Origin of the sequence: Nocardia sp. PE-7 (genome assembly GCF_030486425.1) — a bacterium.
GTDB classification, from domain to species: Bacteria; Actinomycetota; Actinomycetes; order Mycobacteriales; family Mycobacteriaceae; genus Nocardia; species Nocardia salmonicida_A.
The window spans coordinates 1,095,348-1,122,232 of sequence record NZ_CP129614.1 but is presented as its reverse complement, the minus strand read 5'-3'; the positions used below and the strand labels follow the sequence as shown (position 1 = coordinate 1,122,232).

The following is a 26,885-nucleotide window of genomic DNA, read 5'->3' as shown; positions in this document are numbered from 1 at the left end:
CGGACCCTGGAGAGGGTGACGCCCCCGCTCGATTCCTCGTCCCCCGTTTCCCCGTCGGCACCGAAGATCATCACCCCGATCGCGCTGGTGGACCTACGCGCGAGCGAGGTCGAAGAACTGCGCTACCCCAGCACCACCGTGCTGGTCTTCGCCGGCGTGCCGGGCGCGGGAAAGTCCACCGCACTACACCGCTTCTTCGGCGTGGGCCCCGATGCCGAACATCCGGTGCGCACCGCGTCCGGCGCCCTGGTTCTCGACTCGAACCACACCCGCAATCGCCTGCGCCACCGGTTGGGCTGGGCGCCCTATTCGCTGTGGCGCCCGCTGGTCCACTTCGCGCACTACCGCGCGATCCGCGACGCGATCCGCGCCGGCGACGGCCCGGTCGCCATCCACGACTGCGCGACCTTCCGCTGGAGCCGTCGCCTGATCACCCGCTGGGCCGAGCAGGGCCGCCGCGAACTGCACATGGTGCTCATCGACGTGCCCCCGGAGCAGGCCAGATCCGGTCAGATCAGCCGAGGGAGAAGCGTCAACAGCGTTGCCTTCACCGGACACTGTCGCCGCTGGGAAACCATGATGGATTCCCTCGGCGCCCGCGACACCACCCTCGCGCCGGACCCGAACCCGCTGTCCTCGACATCGGTGGTGATCATCGACCGTCCGACGTTGCACGCCGTGTCCCGCATCGCCTTCGACGCGGCCTGATCAGGGCACCAGCACGCTCAGCGCGCCCGGCATCGCCTGCACCGTCACCGGCAGCATCCCGGCCGGCTCACCGTCGGCCGTCGCGTACCCGCCCTCGGCGCCGACGGTGATCCGCCGGGCCCGATAGCGCTTCGTCGCGGGATGGTCGATCCGTTTGCCTGCCGACAGCGCGGGCAGCAGCCGCGCCATCTCCAGCCGCGACACCGCACCGACCACTGTGATGTCGAGATAGCCGTCGTCGGCGAGTGCTTCCGGACACACCAGCATCCCGCCGCCGTAGGTGCGGGTGTTGCCGATCGGCGCCATCACCGCGTCGGTCAGGATCACCACGTGCGAGTCGGGTGGATTGTCGAGCGCACCGGGCGCGAGGCCGGACAATTCGATCCGGAACGGCAGGGTGTAGCCGCGCATGAGTTCGACGACAGCGGCGGCGGTGTAGCGGAGCGGTCCGCGGGGGTAGCGCATCTTGTTGGCGCGCAGGGTGACTCGTGCGTCGAACCCCGTACCGACCACCGTCGCGAACCAGGTGGGTGCGGTATCCGGAGATTCGATCCGCCCCAGATCGATGGTCCGGGCTCGACCGCCAAGCACGATCTCGACGGCCGCCTTCGGGTCTCCGGTCGGTATGCCGAATTCGCGCGCGAGGTCGTTGCCGGTGCCCGCGGGCACCAGCCCGAGCGGCACCCCGCTGTGCGCGAGCGCGGCCAGCAGCACGTTCATCAGACCGTCACCGCCGACGCAGATCACCGCGTCCGGCCGGTCCTGGCCCGCGACGAGCGTCCTGACCTGCGTCACCGACTCGTCAGCGCTCGGCGCCCGCACCTCCACCACCTCGACACCACGGGCCAGTAGGTCGGCCAGCACCGTCTCGGCGACGCCGTCGCCGCGGCCCGCCCCGGAATGCGGGTTCGTGACGACCACCACGCGCCGCACCGATTGTTCGCTCACGACTCCGCCTCGCTAGCGCTCGGCTCCGTCGTGCGCGATTGCGCGCTGCGCATGTGGTTCACTCGCCAAGGCTCCCTCACGGCACCAGCTTCCCAGGATTGAGCACTCCGGTGGGGTCGAGTTCGCGCTTCACCGCGCGCAACACCCGAACCCCCAGGTCACCGATTTCGGCGCCCATCCACGGACGGTGGTCGGCGCCGACGGCATGGTGGTGGGTGATGGTGCCGCCCGCGGTGACCATCGCGTCGCTCGCGGCGGATTTGGCGATGCGCCACTGCGCGATCGGATCGTCGAGCTGTTTGGCCACGACGGTGAAGTACAGCGATGCCCCGGTCGGGTAGGTGTGCGAGATGTGGCACATGACCAGCGCGGGTGTGCCCTGCGCGCCGAGCGCGTCCATCAGCGCGCCGGTGACCTTCACCTTGAGATTGGCCAGATTGGCCCAGCTGGTGGCGGTTTCGAGGGTCTCGCACAGCACGCCGACATCGAGCAGTGCGTCGCGCATGTAGGGCGCGGCGAACCGACCGTGCTCCCACTGCTGTGCGGGCGCCTCGCCGAGCGCGGTGCCACCCGAAGCCGCGAGCAAGGCACTCGCTTCGGCCGAGCGGGCGGCGACGTGGGCCCGGCTGCCTTCGAAGGTGGTGACGGCGAGGCAACCCGAGACCGGGTTGCCGCCGACATCGGCGGAACGCGCCAGGTTCAGGCCCGTCTCGGCCTCGTCGGACAAACGCATCACCGTCGGCGCGGCGCCCGCCTGCACCACCGTGCGCAGCGCGGCGGCTCCGGCGGCAAAGTCAGGGAACGACCAGGCCTGGTAGCCAACGGTTTCCGGCACAGGGTGTACCCGCAGGGTGACCGAGGTGATGACGCCGAGCGCGCCCTCCGACCCGACGAACAACTCGCGCAGGTCGGGTCCGGCCGCCGACGCCGGGGCGCGACCGAGGTCGAGGGTGCCCTGCGGGGTCGCGATCACCAGGCGTTCGACCATGTCGTCGAACCGGCCGTAGCCCGCCGACGCCTGACCCGACGACCTGGTCGCGGCGAACCCGCCGATGCTGGCGAATTCGAAACTCTGCGGAAAGTGTCCGAGCGAGAGCCCGTGCGCGCCGAGCAGCTCCTCGGCCTGCGGCCCGGTGAGTCCGGCGCCGAGGGTGGCGGTGCCGCTGGCCGGATCGACCGCGGTGAGCGTGTCGAGCCTGCGCAGATCGAGCGCGATCACGGTGTCGAACTGTCCGCGCACCGGATCCACGCCGCCGACCACGCTGGTTCCGCCACCGAACGGAACGACCGCGATGCCGTGTTCGGCGCAGTACGCGAGCAGCGCGAGGACCTGTGGGTGGTCAGCGGGGAAAACGACGGCGTCGGGGGCGTCCTGCGGGGCGCTCGCGCGGCGGCGCAGCAGGTCGGGGGTGCTCTTGCCGCCCGCGTGCCGGAGCCGGTCGATGTCGGCGGTGGTGAGATGTTCGTCACCGACGATCCCGGCCAGGCCCGCCCGATCGGCGTCGGTGAGCGTGCTGGGGATCAGCGGCACCTCGTTCTCGTCGCGGCGCGTGACCGGGTCACCCGAGATCCCGAACACCTGCGATAGCAGGCCACGGATCTGCGCCGACAGCGGCTGATGACCGGCGGCGACGCCCCAGGCGTCCCACACCATGTTCGGCGCCAGGGTGGCAGACCCGGATTGTTCGCGTTGCGTCTCGACCATGCGTTACATCATGACATATAGTGTCAAGCAGTAACCAACGATATGTCCCAGAGTCGACATCCGTACCGCTGTCGGATGTCACTACCGGCCATTCGCGACGGCAACCCTGCTGGTCCGCTCGATACCCTTGGGCGATTCCAGCCCGACCACGGCGCTTCTTTCCCGGCGCCACCGAACACACCGGCGGTGAAGCACGATGATCGATCTCGCGACCCACGCTGACCAGCTTTCGCCTACCGACGTGGCGATTCTCGATGCCACGCGGGCCTGCGTCGTCGATTTCGGCGTTCGCCGAACCACGCTCACCGAGGTGGCGCGGCGGGCGGGCGTGAGCAGGCCGACGGTCTATCGGCGCTGGCCCGACACCGGGTCGCTGATCGCCGAGCTGCTGGTCCGTGAACTGCGCACGATCGTCGCCGAGACCATGCCCGACACCGGTCTCGGCCGGGATCGGCTGGTCCACGGCATCGTGTCGGGCGCGGCGGCGATTCGGTCGAACGCGGTGTTCGCCAAGATCTTCCGCACCGACACCGACCTGATGCTCACCTACGTGTTCGGCCGGTTGGGCCGTAATCAGCGCACGCTGATCGGGCTGTTCGCGACGGTGATCAAACTCGGCCACCGAGACGGATCGATCCGGGCGGGTGATGCCGAGCACATGGCCACCATGCTGCTGCTCATCACCCAGTCGGCGGTGCAGTCGGCGGGCACGGTGGAGTCGTTGCTGGCCGGTGCGGAGTTCGACGCCGAATTGTCCAGGGCTATCGAGGGTTATCTGCTCCCGCTACCCGACAAGGACCCTGATGTCTGCTGACTCCCCCTCTTCCGGCGCCACCCTGAACGCGGCGCGACGCACCACCGACCTCACCGCGCTAGGCGAGAATCCCGAGGTCGACGTGGTGGTGATCGGCGGCGGCGTGACCGGAACCGGCGTCGCCCTCGACGCCGCCGCGCGCGGTCTGCGCACCATCCTGGTGGAGCGCAACGACTTCGCGTTCGGCACCAGCCGCTGGAGTTCGAAGCTGGTGCACGGAGGGCTGCGCTACCTGGCGAGCGGACGGGTCGGGATCGCGCACGAGAGCGCGGTCGAACGCGGCATCATGTTGCGCACCACCGCACCGCATCTGGTGCGCCCGCTCCCCCAACTCGTTCCGTTGCTGCCGGGCATCAAACTGGCCCAGAGTTCGCTCATCCGCGCGGGGTTCGCCGCGGGCGACGCGCTGCGGATCGCGGCGCACACCTCCGTCGACACGTTGCCGCGCTCGCGCCGGGTGGCCGCCGCCGAGGCCCTGCGCCTGGCGCCGACTGTGCGGCGCGACGGGCTGCGCGGCGGCCTGCAGGCGTGGGACGGTCAACTCGTCGACGATGCCCGCTTGGTCGTCGCCTTGGCTCGCACCGCGGCCTCGGCGGGCGCGACGGTCCTCACCCGCGTGGAAGCCGTCAGCGCCACCGGTGATTCGGTCCAACTGCGCGACACCCTTTCCGGCGAGACCCTGACCGTGCGGGCGCGCGCGGTAGTGAACGCCACCGGCGTGTGGGCGGGCGAGGTCGACCACAGCATCGAGCTGCGGCCCAGCCGCGGCACCCACCTCGTCTTCGACGCCGCGGCCTTCGGTGGACTCGGCGCCGCGCTGACGGTGCCGGTACCGGGCAGCATCAGCCGGTTCGTCTTCGCGTTGCCCGCCGCGCACGGCCGCGTCTACCTCGGCCTCACCGACGAGGACGCGCCGGGCCCGATCCCCGACGAGCCCCAGCCCACCGAGACCGAGATCGACTTCCTGCTCGACACGATCAATACCGCCCTGCGGGAACCGTTGACGCGCGCCGACATCCGCGGCAAGTTCGCGGGCCTGCGCCCACTGCTCAAGACCGCCGACGACAGCACCGCCGACATCTCCCGCGAGCACGCGGTCCTCACCGCCCCGGACGGTCTGATCACCGTCGTCGGCGGCAAGCTCACTACCTACCGTCAGATGGCCCAGGACGCGGTCGACGCGGCGGTGGCGCAGTCAGCGCTCACGGCCGGTCCCTGCCGCACCACCGAACTCCCCCTCGTCGGCGCGGTCTCCGGAGCCGCCCGCGATCGCATCGAGGCCCCGCCGGTCCTCATCGAGCGCTACGGCAGCGAAGCGGGCCACATCGTCTCCGCCTGGCTCGCCGACCCTGCCCTCGCCGCACCGGTCGCCCCCGGAATCGACGTCACCGCAGCCGAATTCGACTTCGCCATCACCCACGAGGCCGCCCTCACCATCGACGACCTCCTCGACCGCCGCACCCGCATCGGCCTGATCCCCACCGATCGCGAAGCCGCCACCCCCGCGGCCGAAGCCGCCTTCGCCAGGCACGCCGCGATCACCCGCTGAGTACCCCGAGTCGCCGCCGGTCCGGCCGCGAGCGCCGTCAGTCGAATCTCCAGGTCGCGAGCTCGGCCCGCATACACGCGCGAGGCCATTCGTCGAGGCCATGGGCAATTTCGGCGGCACGGATCGCGCGCAGGCCCGGCGGCTCGTCCGCCACGGGGATGTAGGCGAAGCCGAGGCGTTCGTAATACGGACCGTTCCAGGGGACTTCGGCGAACGTGGTGAGCGTGATCTCGTGGAAGTCGTGGTCTTTCGCCCACCGCACCGCGTGGTCGATCAGTCGCTTGCCGATCCGCGCGCCCGCGTGGGCCGGGTCGACGGAGACCTGGTCGATGTGGGGCTGACCGTCGACGAGACCGAGAACCAGGTAACCGACCGGGTGATCGTTGTCGTCCGGCCACACCCACGCGCGCCCCTCGCGAACGAAGGTCAGCAACACCTCTCGCGGCGGCGGGTCGTCCTCGGCGATCGCGATCATGCCCACCTCGCCGAACGGCGCGCCCGCCCGCCGCTCGATCTCCTGCAGGTCCGCGATCTCCTCCGCACGCGCGAGCCGAGCAGGTCCACCGGCCACCGGGGTGGCGACGATCCCGTTGAGCAGCGTGCGCAGAGCCCAGCGCGCCCGGATGTCACCGTCGGTGTGGGTGGCGCGCTCCACCGACTCGGCCGCGATATGCCGGTAGATCAGGTCGACGGCCCAGGTGGCGGTCGCGGGGGCGAGGCCGCCTTCGCGCAGGAGGGTCCGCAACTGTTCGATCAGGCCGAGGGCGTGCTCGGTGGTCGGGAACCGGCCGAAGGTGACGAGCGCGAGACCGTCGTGGCGGCCGAGGGCCTCGATCGCGGTCTCGACCAGCTGGGTCACCCGCGCCCGCCAGTCGCCCTCGGTGGGCACCCGGACCTGGGACAGGACGTGATCGAGCATGCCGGCCAGCAGATCGTCGCGGTGGGCGACGTAGACGTAGAGCGACGCGGCGCCGGTGTCGAGTTCCTTGGCGACCCTGCGCATGGTGAGCGCGGCCGAGCCTTCGGTGTCGAGGATGTGCAATCCGGTCTCGATGACGAGATCGCGGCTCAAGGGCACTTTCGCCGGTCGGGCCCGGCGGCTGACGGGTGCGGCGTTCATGCGCCGATCCTACGCGTCCGACGAACACCGTTTGGCACGAACGCTGTTCGAAGTTCGCCTTCGAACCTTATCCCCGGGCGTCGGGCCATCTATGCTGGCGGCGGAGAGCTAGGTCGCGGTCTGACGCACAGCTGGGGGTCGGCCGTGGCGGGCGGTAAAGGCCAGTCCGACAAGGAGGCGTTGATGCACGCGCATTCGTCCACCGTGGCCATCGTGCCGGGGACCGGGATCGTCGCCAGATTCGGCGATGTCGTCGTCTATCTGGCCGGGGAGACGCCGTCGACCGATCGGTTACTCGGCGCGGTGGAAACCGTCGCCAACAACACTGCGGCGAGCGCGCCCGGTGCGGCTTTGGCACAGCGTCTGGCGGGCGTGGTGTTCGGCGGAGCTTCTGCCCCACCGCCTTTCGGCGTACTCGCCCCGACTGCCGACGGCATGCTGATCCTGTTGCGCGGCGCGGTGATCGCCGAGATCTCCGGCGCGGAGGGCAACCGCCGCCTCGCCGGCGACCGGGCCTTCACCTGGGTCGACGAGATCATCCGCGAACCGGTCCGGCGCATCGCGGTGGGCGCCGAACTGGCCGACCCCACCAGCGCCAATCCACGCACGGACCTGCGCGCAGGCATCGTCACCGGCAACGGCTTCGTACTCAACCTGGGCCGACGTCGCAATCCCCCGCCCCGCCGGGTCGAATCCGTCGACGAACCCGCACCCACCGAGGCCACCGGCTTCCAAGCCCTTCGCGCCCCGACCTCGCGACCCACCGACCCCGGCGACGCGCTCCCCGCCACCGCCGGTTTCCCGGCACCGACGCCCGATAAGCCCGCGACCTCGGGTATCCAGCCCGACGCTGGCCGACCCGAGAGCGAAACGGTGAGCACGGGCAGCCGACCGACCACCGGCGACGGTGTCACCGTGAGCACCGGCCCGCGCAACTCCCCCAATGCCGACGCGCCCCGCGCCTGGTCCCAACCGCTCGAAGCCGCCAAGCGCGCCGAACCGGTCGCGCTGAGCAAAGGCACGGCGCCCCACAGCAGTTCGCGGGGCGCACTGGTCACCGAAGAAGGGCTGAGCTACCCCTTGGACCGGCCCTATGTCCTCGGCCGTAATCCCTCGGGAGAAGAATCGGTACGCGCTTCCGCGGCGACGCCGATCCTGATCGAGCGCGATCGGCTCGTCTCGCGGGTCCATGCCTTCGTCGCCCCCGACCGTGGCAAGGTGTTCGTCCGCGAGGCTCCCGCGACCTCCGGAACGTTCTTCGCCGCCCCCGACAGCGAACGCTGGTCTCGCGTCGGCACCCTCCCGATCGAATTGCAACCGGGATGGCGCCTGCGGATCAACGACTTCCTGCTGACCTACTGCGTGTAATTCACGTACTCCAGATCACTCACAGACCATCCCGACGCCCGTGCATCCAGCTCCACGGGCGTCGGATCGCTAATCGGCTCAGGCCTCGAGGGCGTCGAGCAGGGCCGCGCGCTGACGAGCACCGAGGCCACCGATACGGCGATCTTCGGGAATCTCGGCCTGATCCATCAGCTTGGCGGCCTTGACCGGACCAACGCCCGGCAGTGCCTTGATCACGGCAGCGACCTTGGTCTTTTTCACCAGGTCATCGCTGTCGGCTTTCTTGAGCAGATCGGCGACGGTGACCTTGCCCTCCTTCACCTTGCCGATCAGTTCCGAGCGCGCCTTGCGCACGGCAGCCGCTTTGGCCAACGCCTCGGTGCGCTGTTCGGCGGTCATCGTAGGCAGTGCCATGTCTCCTCCGCTTCCACTCGTCACTCGAACATCTGATTGACGGACCGAGTAAACAGCACGAAATCGGCAGCACCAGTCCGACACACCGCGAGGATACGCCGATGAGTTTTGCGTGCCGAACCCGTCGTAATCGATGAAGGCCCCGCAAGACGGACCAAACGGACGAAAAGACCGACCAGTTCAGGCCGGAGTAACACCCCGATGACCAGCAACGACACATCATCAGAAGCACTTTTACGGGATCAAGGTTCAACGGCGAACCACGGAGGATCAACGAAGCTCCTCGGCCCCGGGCGCGACCGATTCCCGAACGGTCGTCACCGTCTCCCGTTCTGCTGCGTCAACAGCTACACAGTTGTGCGCCAGACATTTTCAGCGCCCTCGGACCGAGTAATTCGGGCCCGCGGGTGTTCTCCCCCCGCTAGATGCGCAACAATGACGCGACCCGGCGAACCCTTTTGCTACCTGGAGTTGCGATGCGCGAGGAACACCCGCTCGATCACGAGGTCACCGCACTGCCTGTGCGGGTGGAACGGGCCAGGCGCCGCATCGCCTATCAGTCCGATCCGGCCTTGACCGACGCGCTGTCCGAAGCCGAGTTGAGCGCCGAGCGCGAACTCGCCGAGAAGATCCGCACCTACGAGCGCGACCAGCGCTGGAAACAGATCAAGGCTGCCTCCTCGCACGCCGACCGCTTGCGCGACACCACCGCGGAGCTGGAGCGTGCCGAGATGTCGGACCTGATGCTGGCCCGCAAGGCCATCGCCGCGCAGCGCCGCGAGTCCAACCCGCGCGCTCGCCTCGCCTCGCTCTATCAGCACCGCACCTGGTCGCTGCGGGCGCTGGCAGGGGTGGTGATCACGGGCATGCTGTGGTCGGCGGTGAACGTCCAGCACAACATCGCCCCCGGCGGGCCCACCGATCCGCTCTACTGGGCCAGTTTCGGCCTGGAGGCGATGATCAGCGTGTGCCTGATCATCATCATGATCGGCACCACGCGGGTGGCCGAGTGGGGCGTGATGGGCAACCGCAACCAGGTGCTGATCGCCGAGCTGTTCCTGCTCACGCTGACCATCGCCCTCAACACCTACCCACACCTGAGCGCAGGGCACTGGTACGACGCCGCTGTGCACGCGGTGGCCCCGGTGATGATCGGTGTCGCGCTACTCATCCACAATGCCGCCAGCGCCCGCTACAGCACCGCGATCGTCCGTGCCAGCGCGGAGATCCCGGCAGACGAGGCCGACAATCTCCTGTCCGCGCCGAGCATGGGCAATCCGGCCGCCACCTAGCATCCACCGATACACAGCGAAGGGCCCCTCCGGATCAGATCCAAAGGGGCCCTTCGCTGTTGGTTTGTTACGCCGACTTCTCGCGACGCTCGGGACGCTGCGCCTTCCGCGGCACGATCGTCGGGAGGACGTTGTGCACGACGGTGTCGGCGTTCACGACCACCTTGGCGACGTCGTCGCGGCCGGGGATGTCGTACATCACCGGCAGCAGAACCTCTTCCATGATGGCGCGAAGGCCACGAGCACCGGTGCCGCGCAGGATCGCCTGATCGGCGATCGCCTCGAGGGCGTCGGTGGTGAACTCGAGGTCGACGCCGTCCATCTCGAACAGGCGAACGTACTGCTTGACCAGTGCGTTCTTCGGCTCGGAGAGAATAGTGACCAGCGATTCCTTGTCCAGGTTCGTCACCGAGGCGACGATGGGCAGGCGGCCGATGAACTCGGGGATCAGACCGAACTTGATCAGATCCTCCGGCATCACGTCGGCGAAGTGGTCATCGGTGTCGACCTCGGCCTTGGAGCGCACCTCGGCGCCGAAGCCGATACCGCGGTGGCCGGTGCGGTCGGAGATGATCTTCTCCAGGCCCGCGAACGCCCCCGCGACGATGAACAGCACGTTGGTGGTGTCGATCTGGATGAACTCCTGGTGCGGGTGCTTACGACCGCCCTGCGGCGGCACACTCGCCTGGGTGCCCTCCAGGATCTTCAGCAGCGCCTGCTGCACACCCTCGCCCGAGACATCGCGGGTGATCGACGGGTTCTCGCTCTTGCGGGCGATCTTGTCGACCTCGTCGATGTAGATGATGCCGGTCTCGGCGCGCTTGACGTCGTAGTCGGCGGCCTGGATCAGCTTCAGCAGGATGTTCTCGACGTCCTCACCGACATAGCCCGCCTCGGTGAGCGCGGTGGCGTCGGCGATGGCGAACGGCACGTTCAGCATCTTGGCCAGGGTCTGCGCGAGGTAGGTCTTGCCGCAACCGGTGGGGCCGAGCATCAAGATGTTCGACTTCATCAGTTCGACGGCCTCACCGCGGCTGTCGCGGCCCTTGTCGCCTGCCTGGATGCGCTTGTAGTGGTTGTAGACCGCGACGGCGAGGGTCCGCTTGGCGGTGTCCTGGCCGATCACGTAGTTTTCGAGGAAATCCCGAATCTCCGAAGGCTTGGGCAACTCGTCGAGCTTCACTTCGCTCGACTCGGCCAACTCTTCTTCGATGATCTCGTTGCACAGATCGATGCACTCGTCGCAGATATAAACCCCAGGGCCCGCGATGAGCTTCTTGACCTGCTTCTGGCTCTTTCCGCAGAACGAGCACTTCAGCAGATCGCCGCCGTCTCCGATGCGCGCCATCTCGTAGGTCCCTACTTCCTTGTCCGAGTGCGACCGTCGTCCCCCGATTGGGCCGGAAATACGTCTCGGTGCCGTCAATCAGAGCAATGGTCCCTGAGTCGACCGTACCTGTTGTGCGCGAATGAGGTCGACAACTCGCGCATGTTTGTCATGAGTGCTGTGCGGGTCCTCACCATTGTGAGCCACCGCGGGTGAAAAAGCCGGGCCCGCCGCCCAGATCAGGACAGCGGGCCCGGGCGTGTCACTTCTGTCCGCTGAGCTTGCGGTAGTCGAAGACCTGATCGATGATGCCGTATTCCTTGGCTTCCTCGGCGGTCAGGATCTTGTCGCGGTCGGTGTCCTTGCGGACCTGCTCCTCGGGCTTGCCGGTGTGGCGCGAGATGGTGACTTCCATCAGGCGACGCATCCGCTCGATCTCGGCCGCGGCGATCTCGAGGTCGGACACCTGACCCTGCACACCGCCGGAGGACGGCTGGTGGATCAGGATGCGCGCGTTGGGCAGTGCGGCACGCTTGCCGGGGGCGCCGGCGGCCAGCAGCACCGCGGCGGCCGAGGCGGCCTGACCCAGGCAGACCGTGACCACGTCGGGGCGCACGTACTGCATGGTGTCGTAGATCGCCATCAGCGCGGTGAACGAGCCACCGGGCGAGTTGATGTACATGGTGATGTCGCGGTCGGGGTCCTGGGACTCCAGCACCAGCAGCTGCGCCATGATGTCGTTCGCCGAGACGTCGTCGACCTGGTTGCCCAGGAAGATGATGCGCTCCTCGAACAGCTTGTTGTACGGGTCGGAGGTCTTGACGCCGAACGAAGTCTGCTCGGTGAACTGCGGCAGGATGTAGCGCGACTGCGGGTTGGCGGCAGCAGTGCCGCCCAAGCCTGCGCGCGGGTCGATCAGATTGGCCATCTTGGTCTCCAAGCTTGTCTCGAGTGTGATGGGGCGCGGGCCTGCGCTACTTCGCCTGGTTCGCGTGGGCGACCACGTGGTCGATGAAGCCGTATTCCAGGGCTTCCTTCGCCGTGAACCAGCGGTCGCGGTCCGCGTCCTCGGTCACCTGCTCCACCGACTTGCCGGTGTGCAGCGACTGCAGTTCGTTGAGCTCACGCTTGGTGTGGGCGAACTGCTCGGCCATGATCGCGATGTCGGCGGCCGAACCACCGATGCCCGCCGAGGGCTGGTGCATCATGATCCGGGTGTGCGGCAGCGCGAAACGCTTGCCCTTGGTGCCCGCGGTCAGCAGGAACTGCCCCATCGACGCGGCCAGACCCATCGCGACGGTCTTGATGTCGCACTCGGCGAATTGCATCGTGTCGTAGATGGCCATGCCGGCAGTTACCGAGCCACCGGGCGAGTTGATGTAGAGCGCGATGTCCTTCGTCGCGTCCTCGGCCGAGAGCAGCAGGATCTGCGCGCAGATCTTGTTCGCGATCTCATCGTCGACCTGGGTGCCCAGGAAGATGATGCGCTCGCGAAGCAGCCGTTCGTATACGGAATCACTGAGGTTGAGTCCAGCGGTAGCGGCTGTCATGACCCCTGCCTGGTTGATCGTCACGGATACCTGCCTTCTCTTCTCACCGATTGCTACGGCCATACGAATACGGTTCGTCGTCACAAACACTAACGAAGCAGGGCGGCACCGAACTCCCGGTACCGCCCTTCTTCGCTCACAGCGCAATCAAATCACGCCGCCGAAACCTACTCAGCAGCGGCTTCGTCGAGCTCGACTTCAGCGGAATCCGCAGGGTCACCGAACATTTCGGTGGTGTCGACCACGTTGCCGTCGGAGTCGGTAACCTTCACCTGACCGACAACTCCGGCCAGCGCCTTGCCGCGTCGCACATCGGCGAAGACCGCGCCGAGCTGACCCGCCTGCTGCACCTGCTGGATGAACTGCTCCGGCGACATGCCGTACCGCTGTGCCTGGAACAGGATTCGCTCGGTCAGCTCCTGCTGGCCGACCTGGGTGTTCTCGGCCTCGGCGATGGCGTCGAGCAGCAGCTGGGTCTTCACCGACTTCTCGGCGGCTTCCTGGGTGTCCTTGTCGAACTCCTCGCGGGAGGAGCCCTGCGCCTCGAGCGCCTCGGCCAGCTTGGCCTCGTCGTGATCGAAACCGTGCACGGCGTCGTGGACCACGGCGTCGACCTCGGCCTTGACGACGGCCTCCGGCAGCGGGACCTCGACGGTCTCGAGCAGGGTGTCGAGCACCTTGTCGCGGATCGAACCGGCCTGCTCGACCTTCTTGACGCGCTCGACGCGGCCCTTCAGGTCTTCCTTGAGCTCGTCGATGGTGTCGAACTCACTGGCCAGCTGGGCGAACTCGTCGTCGGCCTCGGGCAGCTCGCGCTCCTTGACCGACTGCACGGTCACGGTGATCACGGCTTCGGAGCCCGCGTGGTCGCCGGCGACCAGGGTGGAGGTGAACTCGGCGGACTCGCCGGCCTTCAGGCCGATGACCGCCTCGTCGAGACCCTCGATCAGCTGACCCGAACCGACCTCGTGCGACAGGCCGGTGGTGGCCGCCTCGGGGACGTCCTCACCGCCGACGGTCGCCGACAGGTCGATCGACACGAAGTCGCCATCGGCCACGGCGCGCTCGACACCGGTGAGGGTGCCGAAGCGCTGACGCAGCGAGGTGAGCTGCTCCTCGATGTCGTCGTCGCCGATGGTGAAGGAATCGACACTCACCTCGATGCCCGAGTAATCGGGCAGGGTGATCTCGGGGCGCACGTCGACCTCGGCGGTGAACGCGAGCTCTTCGCCGTCTTCGATCTTGGTGATCTCGATCTCGGGCTGGCCGATGACCTTGACCTCGGTGGTCTGCACGGCCTCGGCGTAGCGGGCGGGCAGCGCGTCGTTGACGACCTGCTCCAGCACGGCGCCACGGCCGACACGGGTCTCGATCAGCTTGGCCGGAGCCTTGCCGGGACGGAAGCCGGGGATCTTGACCTGCTGCGCCAGCGCCTTGTACGCCTTGTCGAAGTCGGGCTTCAGCTCCTCGAAGGGCACCTCGACGTTGATCCGGACCCGGGTCGGGCTCAGCTGCTCGACGGTGCTCTTCACGGACATACTCCTTGGTTCGTAGTTCATGGTGGTGTCCCCACAAGGGGCGTCGCGCCATAGTCAGGCACGGCTAAGCCAGGTGCGGCGCATAAAGCGCATCCCGACCAGGGTAGTTGACCGCCCGCGCGGTCGCGCAATCGGTGTTTGGTTGAGGGTGCCGCTACCGGCCGACCTGCACGGCGTCGGTCACGAAGACCAACGTCTCGTTCGGCGGCACACCGTTGCCGCCTTCGCCGTAGCCGAGGTTCGGCGGCACGATCAGCAGCCTGCGGGTGCCCTGCTGTACGCCGATCAGGCCCTCGTCCCAGCCCTGGATGACCTGGCCCGCGCCGAGGGTCAGCCCGAACGGCTTGCCGCGCTGGAAGGAGCTGTCGAGTACCTGCTTGTCCGACCAGGTGACCAACTCGTAGTTCATGGTCAGCGGCTGTCCGGCCGCCGCGCCGGGGCCGTTGCCGACCACCAAGTCCTTGACGATCAAGGACTTGGGCGGATCGCAGGTCTCGGGGATGGTGATCTTGGGCGCCTCGCCGAAACCGCCGCTGACCTTCACGTCGTCGGCGGTGCATTCGAGACCCGTGCTCGCGGGATTCCCGCCGACCGAGCTCGAGCTCGACGAGCTGGTCGAATCCGCGTCGGAGCCGCAGGCCGCTGTCGTGATCGCGGCAGCCGCGACGAGTCCGATTCCGATGATCCTGCCGAGAGAATGCATGGCCCGCACAGTAATCGACTGTCGTAGCCGGGTCGGAAACCGGCACGACGGTAGGCTCGGCGGTGCGATTCCCTACCGGGTGTCACCGGTCCTCGATCGGCGCCCGTACATGCACCGCGGCGCGGACGGCGCTGCGAACTCACCGATTTCGAGGAGAGTCCGCGATGACCGGGAACAGCTCGGGCGACACCGCCGCCGACAACGTGGGAGACGCTCGGGGCGAGACCATCGCTCCCACGCCCTACGTCCTCACCGACGCACCGGGTCCGCTCTCGCGCACCGAGCTCGTCGCGGTCGACACGTGGTGGCGGGCGTCGAACTATCTCGCGGTCGGCCAGATCTATCTGATGAGCAATCCGCTGCTGCGCACCCCGCTGGTCGCCGAGGACATCAAGCCGCGCCTGCTCGGTCACTTCGGCACCGTGCCCGGACTGAATCTGGTGTGGGCGCACGCCAACCGGGTGATCCGCGATCGCGGCCTGAACGCGGTATACGTCGCGGGCCCCGGGCACGGCGGGCCCGGGCCCAACGCCTGCGCGTGGCTCGAAGACGCCTACACCGAACTGGAACCCGACATCGCACGCGATGCCGACGGCATGCGCAGATTCTTTCACCGGTTCTCCTTCCCCGGCGGCGTGCCGAGTCACTGCGCGCCGGAGACGCCGGGGTCGTTCCACGAGGGCGGTGAGCTCGGCTACAGCCTGCTGCACGCCTTCGGCGCCGCCCTGGACAACCCCGACCTCATCGTGTTCTGCGTGGTCGGCGACGGCGAGGCCGAAACCGGGCCACTCGCGGGCAGCTGGCACGCGAACAAATTCCTCAACGCGGGCCGCGACGGGGCGGTGGTGCCGATCCTCGCGCTCAACGAGTACAAGATCGCCAATCCGACGATCCTCGCCCGCATCCCCGAGGCAGAGCTGGTCGAACTGCTGCGCGGCTACGGCTACGAGCCGCTGATCGTCTCCGGCGACGACCCCGCACCGGTCCACCAGGCGATGGCCGAGGCGATGAACACCTGCCTGGACCGGATCGCGAAGTTCCAGCGGGCCGCGCGCGAGGACGGTGACACGAAACGTCCCCGCTGGCCGATGATCGTGATGCACACGCCGAAGGGCTGGACCTGTCCCCCGGTGGTCGACGGCGAACAGGTCGAGGGCACCTTCCGCGCCCATCAGGTGCCGTTGCCCAACGCGCGCACCGACCCTGATCACCGGCGGGTGCTGGAGTTGTGGTTGCGGTCGTATCGGCCGGAGGAATTGTTCGACCACGACGGCTCGCCGGTGCCCGCGCTACTGGAGCAGGTTCCGGCGCATCCGATGAGCCTGAATCCTGTCGCGAACGGCGGCTCGCTGATTCGCGATCTCGACCTGCCCGATTGGCGCGACTACTGCGTGGATGTCGTGGCGCCGGGGGCGGGTCAGCACGAGGCGACCAGGGTGCTCGGCAGCTGGCTGCGCGATGTCACCGCCCGCAATCCGCACAACTTCCTCACCTTCGCGCCCGACGAACTGGCCAGCAACCGGCTCCAGGACATCCTCGAGGTGACCGGGCGCGACTGGCAGGAAGAAGTCGGACGCTGGGATGTCGATCTCTCGACGGTGGGTCGCGCGGTCGAGGTGCTCTCCGAGCACATGTGCGAAGGCCTGCTGGAGGGTTACCTGCTGACGGGCCGACACGGCGTCTTCACCTGTTACGAGGCGTTCATCCACATCGTCGACGCCATGTTCAACCAGCACGCCAAATGGCTCGACGCCAGCCTGAAGGTGCCGTGGCGGCGCAAGATCCCCAGCCTGAACTACCTGCTCACCTCGCACGTGTGGCGCCAGGACCACAACGGATTCACCCATCAGGATCCTGGTTTCCTCGATGTGGTGGCGAACAAGAGCCCCGATATCGTGCGCGTGTATCTGCCGCCGGATGCCAATACCCTGCTGTCCACCTACGACCACTGCCTGCGGTCGCTGCACTACGCGAACGTGGTCGTGGCGGGCAAACAGCCGGGGCCGGACTGGCTTTCGGCCGAGGAAGCGGGGCTGCACTGCACGCGCGGCCTCGGGATCTGGGAGTGGGCGTGTCACAACGACGACCTCGGAACCACGCCCGATGTGGTGCTGGGATGCGCGGGCGATGTGCCGACCCTGGAAGCCCTGGCGGCGGTGGCGATTCTGCGAGATCGGCTGCCGGACTTACGCATTCGATTCGTCAATGTCGTCGACCTGATGCGCATGCTGCCCGCCGACGAACACCCGCACGGCCTGCCCGATGCCGAGTTCGACGCCCTGTTCACCACCGACCGTCCGGTGATCTTCGCCTTCCACGGCTACCCGTGGCTGGTACATCGGCTCACCTACCGCCGCACCAATCACGCCAACCTGCACGTGCGCGGTTACAAGGAGAAGGGCACCACGACCACCCCCTTCGACATGGTGATGCTCAACGATCTCGACCGCTTCCATCTGGTGCTCGATGTGATCGACCGCGTGCCCGGACTGCGTGAGCGGGCGGCGGGTCTGCGCCAGGAGATGGTCGACGCCCGGTTGATCGCGCGCCGCTGGACCCGCGAACAGGGCGCCGACATACCGGTCGTCGCCGACTGGGTCTGGCCCGACTCGGCGATCCCCACCGCGGGGTAACGCGGTTGCGGCGCGGGCCCGCCCTACACGACGATGGAGGGGATATGACCGAACCCCGCCGCACCGACCTACTCCCCCGCGACCGCCGCGACCTGACCGGACCGTTCGACGTGATCGGCGACGTCCACGGCTGCCGCAGCGAATTGGAGACCTTACTCGGCGAGCTCGGCTACGCCATCGACCGCGACGATCGTGGTCGTCCGATCGGCGCCTCCCATCCCGACGAGCGCACCGTGGTCTTCGTCGGCGATCTCGTCGACCGGGGTCCCGACACCCCCGGCGTGCTGCGCCTGGTGATGGGGATGGTGGCCGCGAAGACCGCCCTGTGCGTCACCGGCAACCACGACCACAAGCTGATGCGCGCACTCGACGGTCGCAACGTCCGCATCGCGCACGGCCTCGAACAGTCGCTGTCCCAGCTGGCAGACGAAGACCTCGAGTTCCGCGCCGCCGCACACACTTTCCTGCGCGGCCTGCCGAGCCACTACTTGCTCGATCGCGGCAAACTCGTCGTCGCCCACGCCGGTCTCCCGGAAAGCCTGCACGGCAGCACCTCCGGCCGAGCCCGCTCCTTCGCCCTCTACGGCTCCCCCACCGGCGAACTCGACGAACACGGCTACCCCATCCGCTACGACTGGGCACAGGACTACCGAGGCGCCGCCACCGTCCTCTACGGCCACACCCCGGTGCCCACCCTCGCCTGGGTCAACAACACCCTCTGCCTCGACACCGGCGCCGTCTTCGGCGGCACCCTCTCCGCCCTGCGCTACCCCGAGCTGACCACGATCTCGGTCCCCGCGGAACAGGTCTGGAGCGAACGCGCGGGCATCACCCCGACCGTCTGATGAGCACAGGGCCTAACCCTCACCGCGCTCCTTCTTGATCTTGCGCCAGCCACCCGCCCGGTTGTCGGCGATGATCTGTTTCAGCATCGTCGACAGCGCCCGTTCGTTGATGGCCTGACCCTCGTAGACGGCGACCGTTCGGGCGGTCTTGTTGTCGTGGCCCCCGGTGATGATGTGGTCGGGGTCGGGGACGATCGCGCCGTCGTAGAGGAAGATATTGACGTGCGTCTTGGCGGCGAGCAGCGCGCAGATATTGCCGTCGAGCACGAAGTAGGGCTGGATTCGACGTTTGACCGTCTCGGTGACCGCCGGGTCGGCGGCGTGGACGAGTTCGCGCACCTGGCGACAGATTCCCTGCTGCCAGACGGGCAGCGCGTCGATGTAGGCGTCGACTCGCGGATCGGCGACATAGGTCATCGACCGATCCTGACACATCGGATGTCGCTGTCCGACCAGGTCGGACCAGCGGTTTCTCACCAGGCGACAGGTTCGCCGCGGCCGGATCGTCGCCGAATCGTCAACGCCGAATCCGGGTGTGACGTGCGGATTCGGACCCCGATGGGCCTACGATCAGCAGCGGACGACCCGACTCATCGATGAGGAGAGGTTCATGCGCCGTACATTTCTCGCACTGTCCGTACTCGCTCCGCTCGTGGTCAGCGGTGTCGCGAGCGCCGATCCGGCGCCCGCGGGGACGGGATCGCTGACGGTGTGGACGTTCACCGGCCGGGAGCCGGTGCCGGTGAATCGGGCCGATATCGCGGTCACGCCGTGCGATGCGAAGCAGGTGGTCGCCACGCTGGTCAGTGGGGCCGACGGGCGGGCCACGGTGGCGCTGCCGGTGGGCTGCTACGAGGCGAAGGTGGTAACCGTGCCCGGCGGCTGCGGTTTGGCCGTCACAGAGCCGGTCCGGGTCACCGTGGCAGCGGGCACCGAAGCGCGCGCGGACTTCCGGTTCGGCTGCGCCTGAGGCGACTTCAGTCCTTCGGGCCACCTGCCACATAGATGACCTGACCCGACACGAAGCCGGCGCCCTCGCTGGCGAAGAACGAGGCGGTGTTGGCGATGTCGTCGGGCGTGCCGACCCGGTTGACCGGGATCTGAGCGGCGGCAGCCGCTTTGAACGCCTCGAACTCGACGCCGACGCGGGCGGCCGTCGCAGCGGTCATCTCGGTTTCGATGAAACCGGGTGCGATCGCGTTGGCGGTGACGCCGAATTTGCCGAGTTCGAAGGCGAGAGTCTTGGTGAAGCCCTGCATGCCCGCCTTGGCCGCAGCGTAGTTGGCCTGGCCGCGATTGCCGAGCGCCGAGGTACTCGACAGGTTGACGATACGACCGAACTTCGCCTCGACCATGTACTTCTGCACGGCACGGGTCATCAGGAAGGCACCGCGCAGGTGCACGTTCATGACGGTGTCCCAGTCGTCGACCGACATCTTGAACAGCAGGTTGTCGCGCAGCACGCCCGCGTTGTTGACCAGCACGGTCGGCGAGCCGAGTTCGGTGGCGATCCGCTCCATCGCGGCGGCGACGGCCGCTTCGTCGGCCACATCGGCGCCGACCGCGAGAGCTTCGCCCCCGGCTGACGCGATGGTGGCGACGGTGCCCGCGCAGGCGGCTTCGTCGAGATCGAGCACGGCGACGGCGTATCCGTCGGCAGCCAGCTTGACCGCGACCGCGGCGCCGATGCCACGGGCCGCTCCGGTGACGATCGCGACCTTACGTTGCGTGGACATCCGTCTCCTACAAGCCTGAGCTGGGCGAATGGTGATGGTCGGGGTGACAGGATTTGAACCTGCGACCCTCCGCTCCCAAAGCGGATGCGCTACCAAGCTGCGCTACACCCCGATACCTCACCGGCGAGAGAACCGTCGAGGCAATACATGTTTGAGCGGGTGACGGGAATCGAACCCGCACCATCAGCTTGGAAGGCTGAGGTTCTACCATTGAACTACACCCGCAGGCATACGACATCGATGGGATCGCCACGATGTCGTGTGCGCCACGACTGTACCGAACCCCGCGCGAAAAATGCCAATCCGGCCCCTGCCTGCCCGATTGATGCGCCTCGGCCAGCGGTGTACCCAACTTCTCCGCGATCAATCGCTGCTATGCCCGATTAGGGCCTAATGACCCTAGCCCCGAAACGTCGTCCCGGCGACGATGGTTCGTGCGCCCATGGGGACCGGCGTCTGCTCCACCGGGGGATTAAATAGGATAATTTTCCTTGAAAACCCGCCACGTGGGCGGCGAGTAGGCCACCATGAGAGTGCGCGTGACGACTACTGCCACATCGTCACAACCCGCATCCCGTGCCAGGAGGGACCCATGGCGACGCAACGTCCACCGCCCCGCGGAGGGCATCACGCTGCACGTTCAGGGCTCCCGAAAAAACTTTCGGAAAGTGTGTAACGCCCGAGGCTCTGCAGCGATGTCATAGCCGATCGCCATTCGCGAGAGACCAGAGAACACGTTTCAGAACGTGAATTTTCAGTCTCGGGTGGCTTGCTAGGATCCTTTTTGCCGGACGGGGGTATCTGGAAAGGGGGCGGTGAGCGTGTGCCGAACTCGGTGGACCCAACCGCGTAGCAGTGCGAATGATCGAGGTGGCAAGACCGTCGCCACCTGCCACCGGTGATCTCGATGACCCACATCGAGCCACCGGTCGCCGCGATGGCCCGCGCCTGGGCCCGCGCGGTATGCGCCGAACCGGGCTCTTCTACGGCGCCGCACCAGTTGGAGCCGGTGCTCGTCGACATCGTCGAGCGGCTGCTGCACCTGGCTCGGACCGAACCGTTCCCGGTACCACAGGCGCGCAAGCTCGGCGCACGGTTGGCCGAGGCACCCTTCGAACGCACCAGGATGCTGGCCCATGCCAGTCGCTGGCTGCTCGGCTTCCCCTCGGGGGTTCCGGGTTCGCTGGTGGCGACCCGCTGGCCGCTGGTGGCCAGCCAGGCCATCGACAGCTACGCACAGGCACTTCAGGAACGCGCTCTGGCGCAACAGGAACAGAACATCTCGGCGAAAGTGTCACTGCGCGTACAGGAGATCGCCGCGCTGCAGCACCGCTTGCGCCACGAGGCGACCCACGACGCACTCACCGATCTGGCGAACCGCACGCTGCTACAGGAACGGGTGCGCGCGTTCGCCGCCGACCCGAGCCGCGGTGTCGGTGTGCTGGTGGTGGACCTCGACCGCTTCAAACAGATCAACGACGGCTACGGACACGCGATCGGCGACGAGGTACTGGTCGAACTGGCCAACCGGCTGCGTGAGGTGTGCCCGCCCGACACGGTGATCTGCCGATACGGCGGCGACGAGTTCGTGGTGGCGGCCAACCCCCGCCGCGACACCCTCGGCGAGCTGGCACACCGTGTGGTCGCGGCACTGCGCGACCCGGTGTGGTCGAGCGCGGGCCCCGTACCGGTTTCGGCCAGCGTGGGCACCGCTTTCTGCCCACCGGGAAAGACGTGCGATTTCACCGACCTGTTGCGTCGCGCCGACCGCGCGATGTACTCGGCGAAGTCGGCGGGCGGGCGGCGTTTCGCGCTCGCTGAATCGGGCGACCCCGAACTGGGAACGGCGGTCGCCGGCTGAGTCGGATCGCGAAGCCTGCACTTCGCGGTCCGGCTCAGCCGATTACTCTGCGGGCTGACAGGTGGGGCACCAGAAGAGGTTTCGGCCTTCCATGACCTTGTGCGCGATGGGGGTGGCGCAGACTCGGCAGGGTTCGCCCTGGCGGCGGTAGACGTAGGTGCGGGGGCGGTCTTTGCTGTACGACGGTGCGCCGATGTCGTGTTCGGGGCGGACCACGTGCATGCGGCCGGTGGTGACGCCGATCGGCATGAGCTCGACCAGGTCGGCCCAGAGGGCGTCCCATTCGCCGGCGGTGATCGAGGTGCCGGGACGGAACGGTGAGATGCCGTGGCGGAAAAGGACTTCCGCGCGGTAGACGTTGCCCACGCCGGCGATCAGAGCCTGATCCATCAGCAACGCGCCGATTGCCCTGCGGGAGCGCCGAATTCGCGTGCCCGCGCGTTCGTGGTCGGCGTCGGCACGCAACGGGTCGGCGCCGAGGCGCGCGGTGAGCGCGTCCACTTCGGGCGGCGACAACACTTCACACGCCGTGGGTCCGCGCAGGTCGGTACCGAAATTCGTTGCGGCACCGACCATTCGCATCCGCACCTGTCCGACCGGTGCCGCCATCGGCAACTCGACCTCGCTGAAGATGCCGTACAGCCCGAGATGCACATGCACCGTCAGCCCGGACGCGTAGTGATGCAGCAGATGCTTGCCGTAGGCCTCGGCCCGCTCGAACACCTGCCCGTCCACGAGCGCGGCGCCTTCGGTGAACCGCCCCTGCGGACTCGAAACCCGTACCACCCCACCGGAAAACCGCTGCTGATGGAGCTGTGCAATCCGATGAAGAGTGTGCCCTTCAGGCAAGGAAACACACCCTCCTCGAAAACTCACCAACTGATTTCGCTAGCACACGGGTAACTCACCGGGTACGGGCTGACCTGACACGCACCTCACCGTCGGCCGCGTCAGCGACCCGGTCCGTGCCGAAGTCTGGCCAGAATACCCGGAGAGGCGGCTCAGATCTCGGGGGCGATGCCGGTCTTCTCGTAGTCGGCGAGGATGTCGATGCGACGCTGGTGGCGCGCCTCGTCCGACCAAGAGGCCGCGAGGAACGCGTCGACGATGGCGAGCGCTTCGGCGGTGGAGTGCATGCGGCCGCCGATGCCGATCAGGTTGGCATTGTTGTGTTCGCGGGCCAGCACGGCGGTTTCGACGCTCCAGGCCAGGGCACAGCGGGCGCCCGCGACCTTGTTGGCGGCGATCTGCTCGCCGTTGCCGCTGCCGCCGAAGACCAGGCCGAGCGAGCCCGGATCGGCGACGGTGCGCCGCGCCGCCTCGATGCAGAAGGCAGGGTAGTCGTCGAGAGCGTCGTATTCGAGGGCGCCGCAGTCGACGACCTCCACTCCGGCCTCCTGCAGATGGGCCTTCACGTGATTCTTCAGTTCGAAACCGGCATGGTCGGCACCCAGGTAAACGCGCATGGCTGCGATTGTCGCAGGCCCGCTTAGAGTCGTTTCATGCACCCGCACGAACCGCATTCCCCGCATTCGGCGGGTTCCCCGCCGGAGCACACGGGCAGCCAGCCCGAGCGAACATCGTCACCGAACTCCGACACTGCGCCGCCGTCGCCGTGGGCACAGTCTGATCCACGGACCGGCGGTTTCCCCGCGCACGACAGCCCACCGCAGCCGCCGACCGGCTCGTATCCGCCCGTCGCCCCTGCTCAGTACGCTCCGGGTCAGTACGCCCCCGGCTACTACCCGCCGAGCGGTCCGCCCGCGCCGCCGCAGCACCGACCGCGCGGACTGATGCCGTGGGATCGGCCCGCCCGGCATCCGTGGGAGATCCCGCTGCTGATCGTGGTCATCATGATCACCACGGTCGCGTACCTGCTCGCGCTCCTGCTCATGACGGTCGAACTGTTCACCGATCCCGTCGTCGACGAGAAGGGCGTGGAGCAGACCGGTTCCCTGGTCACCAGTCCGTATGTGCTGCTGCTGTTGTTCGCGCCGGTACTGCTGTGGGCCGGTCGTGGCCTGAACTTCGCGACCCAGCGCGTGAACGGCGTGAAGATGTCGCCCACCCAGTTCCCCGAGGGATACCGCCTCGTGCAGGAGGCGGCAGCGCGATTCGGGATGCACAAGGCACCGGACGCCTATGTGATCCTGGGCAACGGCCAGATCAACGCCTTCGCCTCCGGACACGGGTTCCGCCGGTTCGTCGTGGTCTACAGCGACCTGTTCGAAATCGGCGGCGCCGCACGCGAACCGGACGGCCTCGCGTTCATCATCGGCCACGAAGTGGGTCATATCGCCGCTGGCCACGTGTCCTATTGGCGTCAGCTCGGCATGTTCGTCGCACCGTGGTTGCCGGTGCTCGGGTCGTCGCTGATCCGCGCCCAGGAGTACACCGCCGACAATCACGGCTTCTGCTTCCGACCGCACGGCGCGGCCGGCGCGATGGCGACTCTCGCCGCGGGCAAGTACCTCAACAGCGATGTCGGCGTCGACGAGATGGCCGACCGGGCCGCACTCGACAGGGGTGGTTTCATCTGGCTGGTCAACGCCATGGCCAGCCACCCGGTGCTCACCTGGCGGATGTGGGCGCTGCGTGACCGCAGCAGGCCGGGGCCGATGTTCTGGCGACCGAGCGCACCGCACCCCGGGATGATCCCGCCGCAGCGCGGTTATCCGCTGAACTCGGCGCCGCCCCCGCTGCCGCCGAAGCCGGTCTGATCGGTCGGGGGTGCTGTGAGCGGCGCCCCCGACCCGCACGATCAGTCGAAGACCGGGTCCTCGGTCCTGGTGCGCTTGAGCTCGAAGAAGTGCGGGTACGAGGCCAGCGCGACCACGCCGTCCCACACCCGGCCCGCGTCCTCACCGCGCGGAATCCGCGAGAGCACCGGCCCGAAGAAGGCGGTCCCGTTGATGTGGATGGTCGGCGTGCCGACATCGGGGCCGACCTTGTCCATGCCCGCGTGGTGGCTGGCCCGCAGCGCCTCGTCGTAGTCGGTGCTGTTCGCGGCCTCGGCGAGTTCGGCGGGCAGTTCCAGTTCGGCGAGCGCGTCGGCGACGACCGCGTCGAAGGTCTCCTGCCGCGTCTCGCGCTCGTACTCGGCCTTGCGGTCGTGGATCCGGGTGCCCAGCGCGGTGTAGAGCGGCGAGAGGATCTCGTCGCCGTACTTCTGACCAGCGGCGGTGACGACCCGAACCGGACCCCACGCGGCGGCCATCAGCTCGACATAACGCTGCGGGAGGTCGTCTTTGCCCTCGTTGAGCACCGCCAGGCTCATCACGTGGAAGCGCGCTTCGATATCGCGCACCTTCTCCACTTCCAGGATCCACCGGGAGGTGATCCAGCACCACGGGCACAGCGGGTCGAACCAGAAATCGGCGACATCCTTGGTGGCCTGCTCGCTCACGATGGGTTCCTCTCGGGTCAGCTGTGGCGGGCCGGGTCTGCCCCACCGACTGGTGCAACCGCATCGCCGCCGGAATCGTTCCCGTGGGCGAAAACGCGCACTAAGCTCGGGTTGCGAGGAGTCCGGGTCGTCCGCGAGAAGGGGTCCGTTCATGAGCTCGAATCAGCATTTCGTCGTTATCGGTGGAGGTCTGGGCGGAGCGAAGATCGCCGAAGCCCTCCGCGCCAACGACTTCGACGGTCGCGTCACTCTGCTGGCCGCCGAAGACGAGCTGCCGTACGAGCGCCCGCCACTGTCCAAACAGCATCTGGCGGGCACCCAGCAACTGCCCGATTTCACCGTCGACTCGGCCGCCTGGTACCGCGATCACCACATCGACCTGCGGCTGGGCACCACCGCCACCGCGTTCGATCCGATCGCCAAGACGGTGACGCTGCCCGACGGTTCCACGCTCGACTACGACAAGCTGGCCCTCGCCACCGGTTCGCGAGCCCGCACGCTCGATATTCCCGGCGCCGACGCCCCGAATGTCTACACGCTGCGCACCATCGGCGATTCGAACGCACTGCTCGAGATCCTGCGCACGGATCGGCGCCTTGTCATCATCGGGGCCGGGTGGATCGGACTCGAGGTCGCCGCGCAGGCCCGCGCCAAGGGCTCCGAGGTGACGGTGATCGAAACGGCCGAGCTGCCGCTGGTCGGTGTGCTGGGTCCGGAGATGGGCAGGTTCTATGCCGATCTGCATCGCGCGCACGGCGTCGACCTGCGCGTGAACACCTCCGTCGACGAGATCCTGACCGACGACGGTGAGGCGACGGGCGTGCGGCTCGGCGACGGCACGGTGGTGCCCGCGCAGGCGGTGCTGGTCGCGGTGGGGGCGCAGCCCAATATCGAGACGGCGACCGCGGCCGGACTGGCGAGCGACGGCGGCGTGCTGGTCGACGCCGCGCTGTGCACCAGTAACCCCGATGTGGTCGCGGTGGGCGATATCGCCGAGCAGGAGCATCCGCTGTTGCACCGGCCGGTCCGCGTCGAGCACTGGGCGACCGCGCTGAACCAGCCCGCCGTCGCCGCGAAGACGATGCTGGGCAAAGCCGCTGTCTACGATCGGCTGCCCTACTTCTTCAGCGATCAGTACGACGTCGGGATGGAGTACTCCGGCTATGTCGGGCGCGGTGACGACGTGCGGGTGGTGGTGCGCGGCGATCTGGACGAGCGCGAGTTCGTGGCGTTCTGGCTCGACGCGCAGAACAGGGTGCGTGCGGGGATGAACGTCAACGTCTGGGACGTGACCGACCGGATCAAGGAGTTGATCGGATCGGCGCAACCCGTCGATCCCGACCGGCTGGCGGACACGAACATTACCCTGTGACCCAGTTCACACAGATG

At 67.8% G+C, this 26,885-nt stretch carries 24 protein-coding genes, 2 tRNA genes and 1 pseudogene; 11 read left to right on the top strand and 16 right to left on the bottom strand.

Going from position 1 to position 26,885, the window contains the following annotated elements; translation table 11 throughout:
• Positions 1-15 precede the first annotated feature (15 nt).
• Positions 16-708 carry an AAA family ATPase gene (locus QX204_RS05265; RefSeq protein ID WP_301905454.1) on the top strand — a complete coding sequence of 231 codons (693 nt, stop codon included), beginning with the start codon at positions 16-18 and terminating at the stop codon, positions 706-708.
• On the opposite strand, the gene QX204_RS05260 is transcribed toward QX204_RS05265, so the two are convergent.
• Positions 709-1,656: a diacylglycerol kinase family protein gene (locus QX204_RS05260; protein WP_301905453.1), complete on the bottom strand. Its 948-nt coding sequence runs from the start codon at positions 1,654-1,656 to the stop codon at positions 709-711.
• A gap of 76 nt (positions 1,657-1,732) precedes the next feature.
• Positions 1,733-3,361, bottom strand: coding sequence for an FAD-binding oxidoreductase (locus QX204_RS05255; RefSeq protein WP_301905452.1), 1,629 nt, complete (start codon positions 3,359-3,361; stop codon positions 1,733-1,735).
• 196 nt (positions 3,362-3,557) lie between these two features.
• Here QX204_RS05255 and QX204_RS05250 point away from each other — a divergent pair, with 196 nt between their 5' ends.
• On the top strand, positions 3,558-4,175 hold the full coding sequence (locus QX204_RS05250) for a TetR/AcrR family transcriptional regulator (protein WP_301905451.1): 618 nt from the start codon (positions 3,558-3,560) through the stop codon (positions 4,173-4,175).
• Positions 4,165-5,724 carry a glycerol-3-phosphate dehydrogenase/oxidase gene (locus QX204_RS05245; RefSeq protein ID WP_301905450.1) on the top strand — a complete coding sequence of 520 codons (1,560 nt, stop codon included), beginning with the start codon at positions 4,165-4,167 and terminating at the stop codon, positions 5,722-5,724. The genes QX204_RS05250 and QX204_RS05245 overlap by 11 nt, the downstream gene beginning before the upstream one ends.
• A 37-nt stretch (positions 5,725-5,761) precedes the next feature.
• On the opposite strand, the gene QX204_RS05240 is transcribed toward QX204_RS05245, so the two are convergent.
• Complete coding sequence (locus QX204_RS05240; RefSeq protein WP_301905449.1) at positions 5,762-6,844, bottom strand: GNAT family N-acetyltransferase; 1,083 nt, start codon at positions 6,842-6,844, stop codon at positions 5,762-5,764.
• Between the two features lie 183 nt (positions 6,845-7,027).
• Between QX204_RS05240 and QX204_RS05235 the strand changes: the two genes are divergently transcribed.
• Positions 7,028-8,212 (top strand): hypothetical protein, encoded by a 1,185-nt coding sequence (locus tag QX204_RS05235; protein ID WP_301905448.1) that lies wholly within the window; start codon positions 7,028-7,030, stop codon positions 8,210-8,212.
• Between the two features lie 78 nt (positions 8,213-8,290).
• Here QX204_RS05235 and mihF read toward each other — a convergent pair whose 3' ends face one another.
• Positions 8,291-8,605: an integration host factor, actinobacterial type gene (gene mihF / locus QX204_RS05230; protein ID WP_019045768.1), complete on the bottom strand. Its 315-nt coding sequence runs from the start codon at positions 8,603-8,605 to the stop codon at positions 8,291-8,293.
• A 476-nt stretch (positions 8,606-9,081) separates the two neighbouring features.
• On the opposite strand from mihF, the gene QX204_RS05225 reads away from it, so the two are divergent.
• A complete protein-coding gene (locus tag QX204_RS05225; RefSeq protein ID WP_301905447.1) occupies positions 9,082-9,897 on the top strand; it encodes a hypothetical protein in 816 nt (271 codons plus the stop codon).
• A gap of 67 nt (positions 9,898-9,964) precedes the next feature.
• Here QX204_RS05225 and clpX read toward each other — a convergent pair whose 3' ends face one another.
• The 5 genes from clpX to QX204_RS05200 form a co-directional block, all read right to left on the bottom strand.
• Complete coding sequence (gene clpX / locus QX204_RS05220) at positions 9,965-11,245, bottom strand: ATP-dependent Clp protease ATP-binding subunit ClpX (RefSeq protein ID WP_056821517.1); 1,281 nt, start codon at positions 11,243-11,245, stop codon at positions 9,965-9,967.
• Between the two features lie 241 nt (positions 11,246-11,486).
• Positions 11,487-12,152, bottom strand: coding sequence for an ATP-dependent Clp protease proteolytic subunit (locus QX204_RS05215; RefSeq protein ID WP_194828737.1), 666 nt, complete (start codon positions 12,150-12,152; stop codon positions 11,487-11,489).
• A 46-nt stretch (positions 12,153-12,198) separates the two neighbouring features.
• The gene (locus QX204_RS05210; protein ID WP_056821854.1) at positions 12,199-12,774 is read right to left on the bottom strand and encodes an ATP-dependent Clp protease proteolytic subunit; all 576 of its coding nucleotides are present in this window, start codon (positions 12,772-12,774) and stop codon (positions 12,199-12,201) included.
• Between the two features lie 167 nt (positions 12,775-12,941).
• Positions 12,942-14,306, bottom strand: a complete 1,365-nt coding sequence (tig, locus tag QX204_RS05205; RefSeq protein WP_357217723.1) for a trigger factor — start codon at positions 14,304-14,306, stop codon at positions 12,942-12,944.
• A gap of 160 nt (positions 14,307-14,466) precedes the next feature.
• The gene (locus QX204_RS05200; RefSeq protein ID WP_301905445.1) at positions 14,467-15,015 is read right to left on the bottom strand and encodes an FKBP-type peptidyl-prolyl cis-trans isomerase; all 549 of its coding nucleotides are present in this window, start codon (positions 15,013-15,015) and stop codon (positions 14,467-14,469) included.
• 164 nt (positions 15,016-15,179) lie between these two features.
• Here QX204_RS05200 and QX204_RS05195 point away from each other — a divergent pair, with 164 nt between their 5' ends.
• Entirely contained in the window at positions 15,180-17,648 is a 2,469-nt protein-coding gene (locus QX204_RS05195; RefSeq protein ID WP_301905444.1) for a phosphoketolase family protein, read from the top strand.
• A gap of 80 nt (positions 17,649-17,728) precedes the next feature.
• Positions 17,729-18,466, top strand: a pseudogene (locus QX204_RS05190) (metallophosphoesterase); the annotation flags it as partial.
• Between the two features lie 39 nt (positions 18,467-18,505).
• On the opposite strand, the gene QX204_RS05185 reads toward QX204_RS05190, so the two are convergent.
• Positions 18,506-18,910, bottom strand: a complete 405-nt coding sequence (locus tag QX204_RS05185; protein WP_301905443.1) for a DUF1801 domain-containing protein — start codon at positions 18,908-18,910, stop codon at positions 18,506-18,508.
• A gap of 193 nt (positions 18,911-19,103) precedes the next feature.
• Here QX204_RS05185 and QX204_RS05180 point away from each other — a divergent pair, with 193 nt between their 5' ends.
• On the top strand, positions 19,104-19,463 hold the full coding sequence (locus QX204_RS05180; protein WP_301905442.1) for a hypothetical protein: 360 nt from the start codon (positions 19,104-19,106) through the stop codon (positions 19,461-19,463).
• A gap of 7 nt (positions 19,464-19,470) precedes the next feature.
• Here the strand turns inward: QX204_RS05180 and fabG are convergent, their stop codons facing one another.
• From fabG to QX204_RS05165, 3 genes are all read right to left on the bottom strand, one after another.
• Positions 19,471-20,229 (bottom strand): 3-oxoacyl-ACP reductase FabG, encoded by a 759-nt coding sequence (gene fabG, locus QX204_RS05175; protein ID WP_301905441.1) that lies wholly within the window; start codon positions 20,227-20,229, stop codon positions 19,471-19,473.
• A 35-nt stretch (positions 20,230-20,264) separates the two neighbouring features.
• A tRNA-Pro gene (locus QX204_RS05170) sits at positions 20,265-20,341 on the bottom strand.
• Positions 20,342-20,383: 42 nt separating this feature from the next.
• A tRNA-Gly gene (locus QX204_RS05165) sits at positions 20,384-20,454 on the bottom strand.
• A gap of 682 nt (positions 20,455-21,136) precedes the next feature.
• Between QX204_RS05165 and QX204_RS05160 the strand changes: the two genes are divergently transcribed.
• Entirely contained in the window at positions 21,137-22,090 is a 954-nt protein-coding gene (locus QX204_RS05160; RefSeq protein ID WP_056821857.1) for a GGDEF domain-containing protein, read from the top strand.
• Between the two features lie 42 nt (positions 22,091-22,132).
• Here QX204_RS05160 and QX204_RS05155 read toward each other — a convergent pair whose 3' ends face one another.
• Together QX204_RS05155 and QX204_RS05150 are read right to left on the bottom strand one after the other, a co-directional pair.
• Positions 22,133-22,939: an Fpg/Nei family DNA glycosylase gene (locus QX204_RS05155; RefSeq protein ID WP_301905440.1), complete on the bottom strand. Its 807-nt coding sequence runs from the start codon at positions 22,937-22,939 to the stop codon at positions 22,133-22,135.
• A gap of 152 nt (positions 22,940-23,091) precedes the next feature.
• Entirely contained in the window at positions 23,092-23,556 is a 465-nt protein-coding gene (locus tag QX204_RS05150) for a ribose-5-phosphate isomerase (protein WP_301905439.1), read from the bottom strand.
• A 327-nt stretch (positions 23,557-23,883) separates the two neighbouring features.
• On the opposite strand from QX204_RS05150, the gene QX204_RS05145 reads away from it, so the two are divergent.
• The gene (locus QX204_RS05145; protein WP_301907911.1) at positions 23,884-24,810 is read left to right on the top strand and encodes a M48 family metallopeptidase; all 927 of its coding nucleotides are present in this window, start codon (positions 23,884-23,886) and stop codon (positions 24,808-24,810) included.
• Positions 24,811-24,851: 41 nt separating this feature from the next.
• Here QX204_RS05145 and QX204_RS05140 read toward each other — a convergent pair whose 3' ends face one another.
• A complete protein-coding gene (locus QX204_RS05140) occupies positions 24,852-25,496 on the bottom strand; it encodes a mycothiol-dependent nitroreductase Rv2466c family protein (protein WP_301905438.1) in 645 nt (214 codons plus the stop codon).
• A gap of 151 nt (positions 25,497-25,647) precedes the next feature.
• Here QX204_RS05140 and QX204_RS05135 point away from each other — a divergent pair, with 151 nt between their 5' ends.
• Positions 25,648-26,868: an NAD(P)/FAD-dependent oxidoreductase gene (locus QX204_RS05135; protein WP_301905437.1), complete on the top strand. Its 1,221-nt coding sequence runs from the start codon at positions 25,648-25,650 to the stop codon at positions 26,866-26,868.
• The last annotated feature ends 17 nt before the right edge of the window (positions 26,869-26,885 follow it).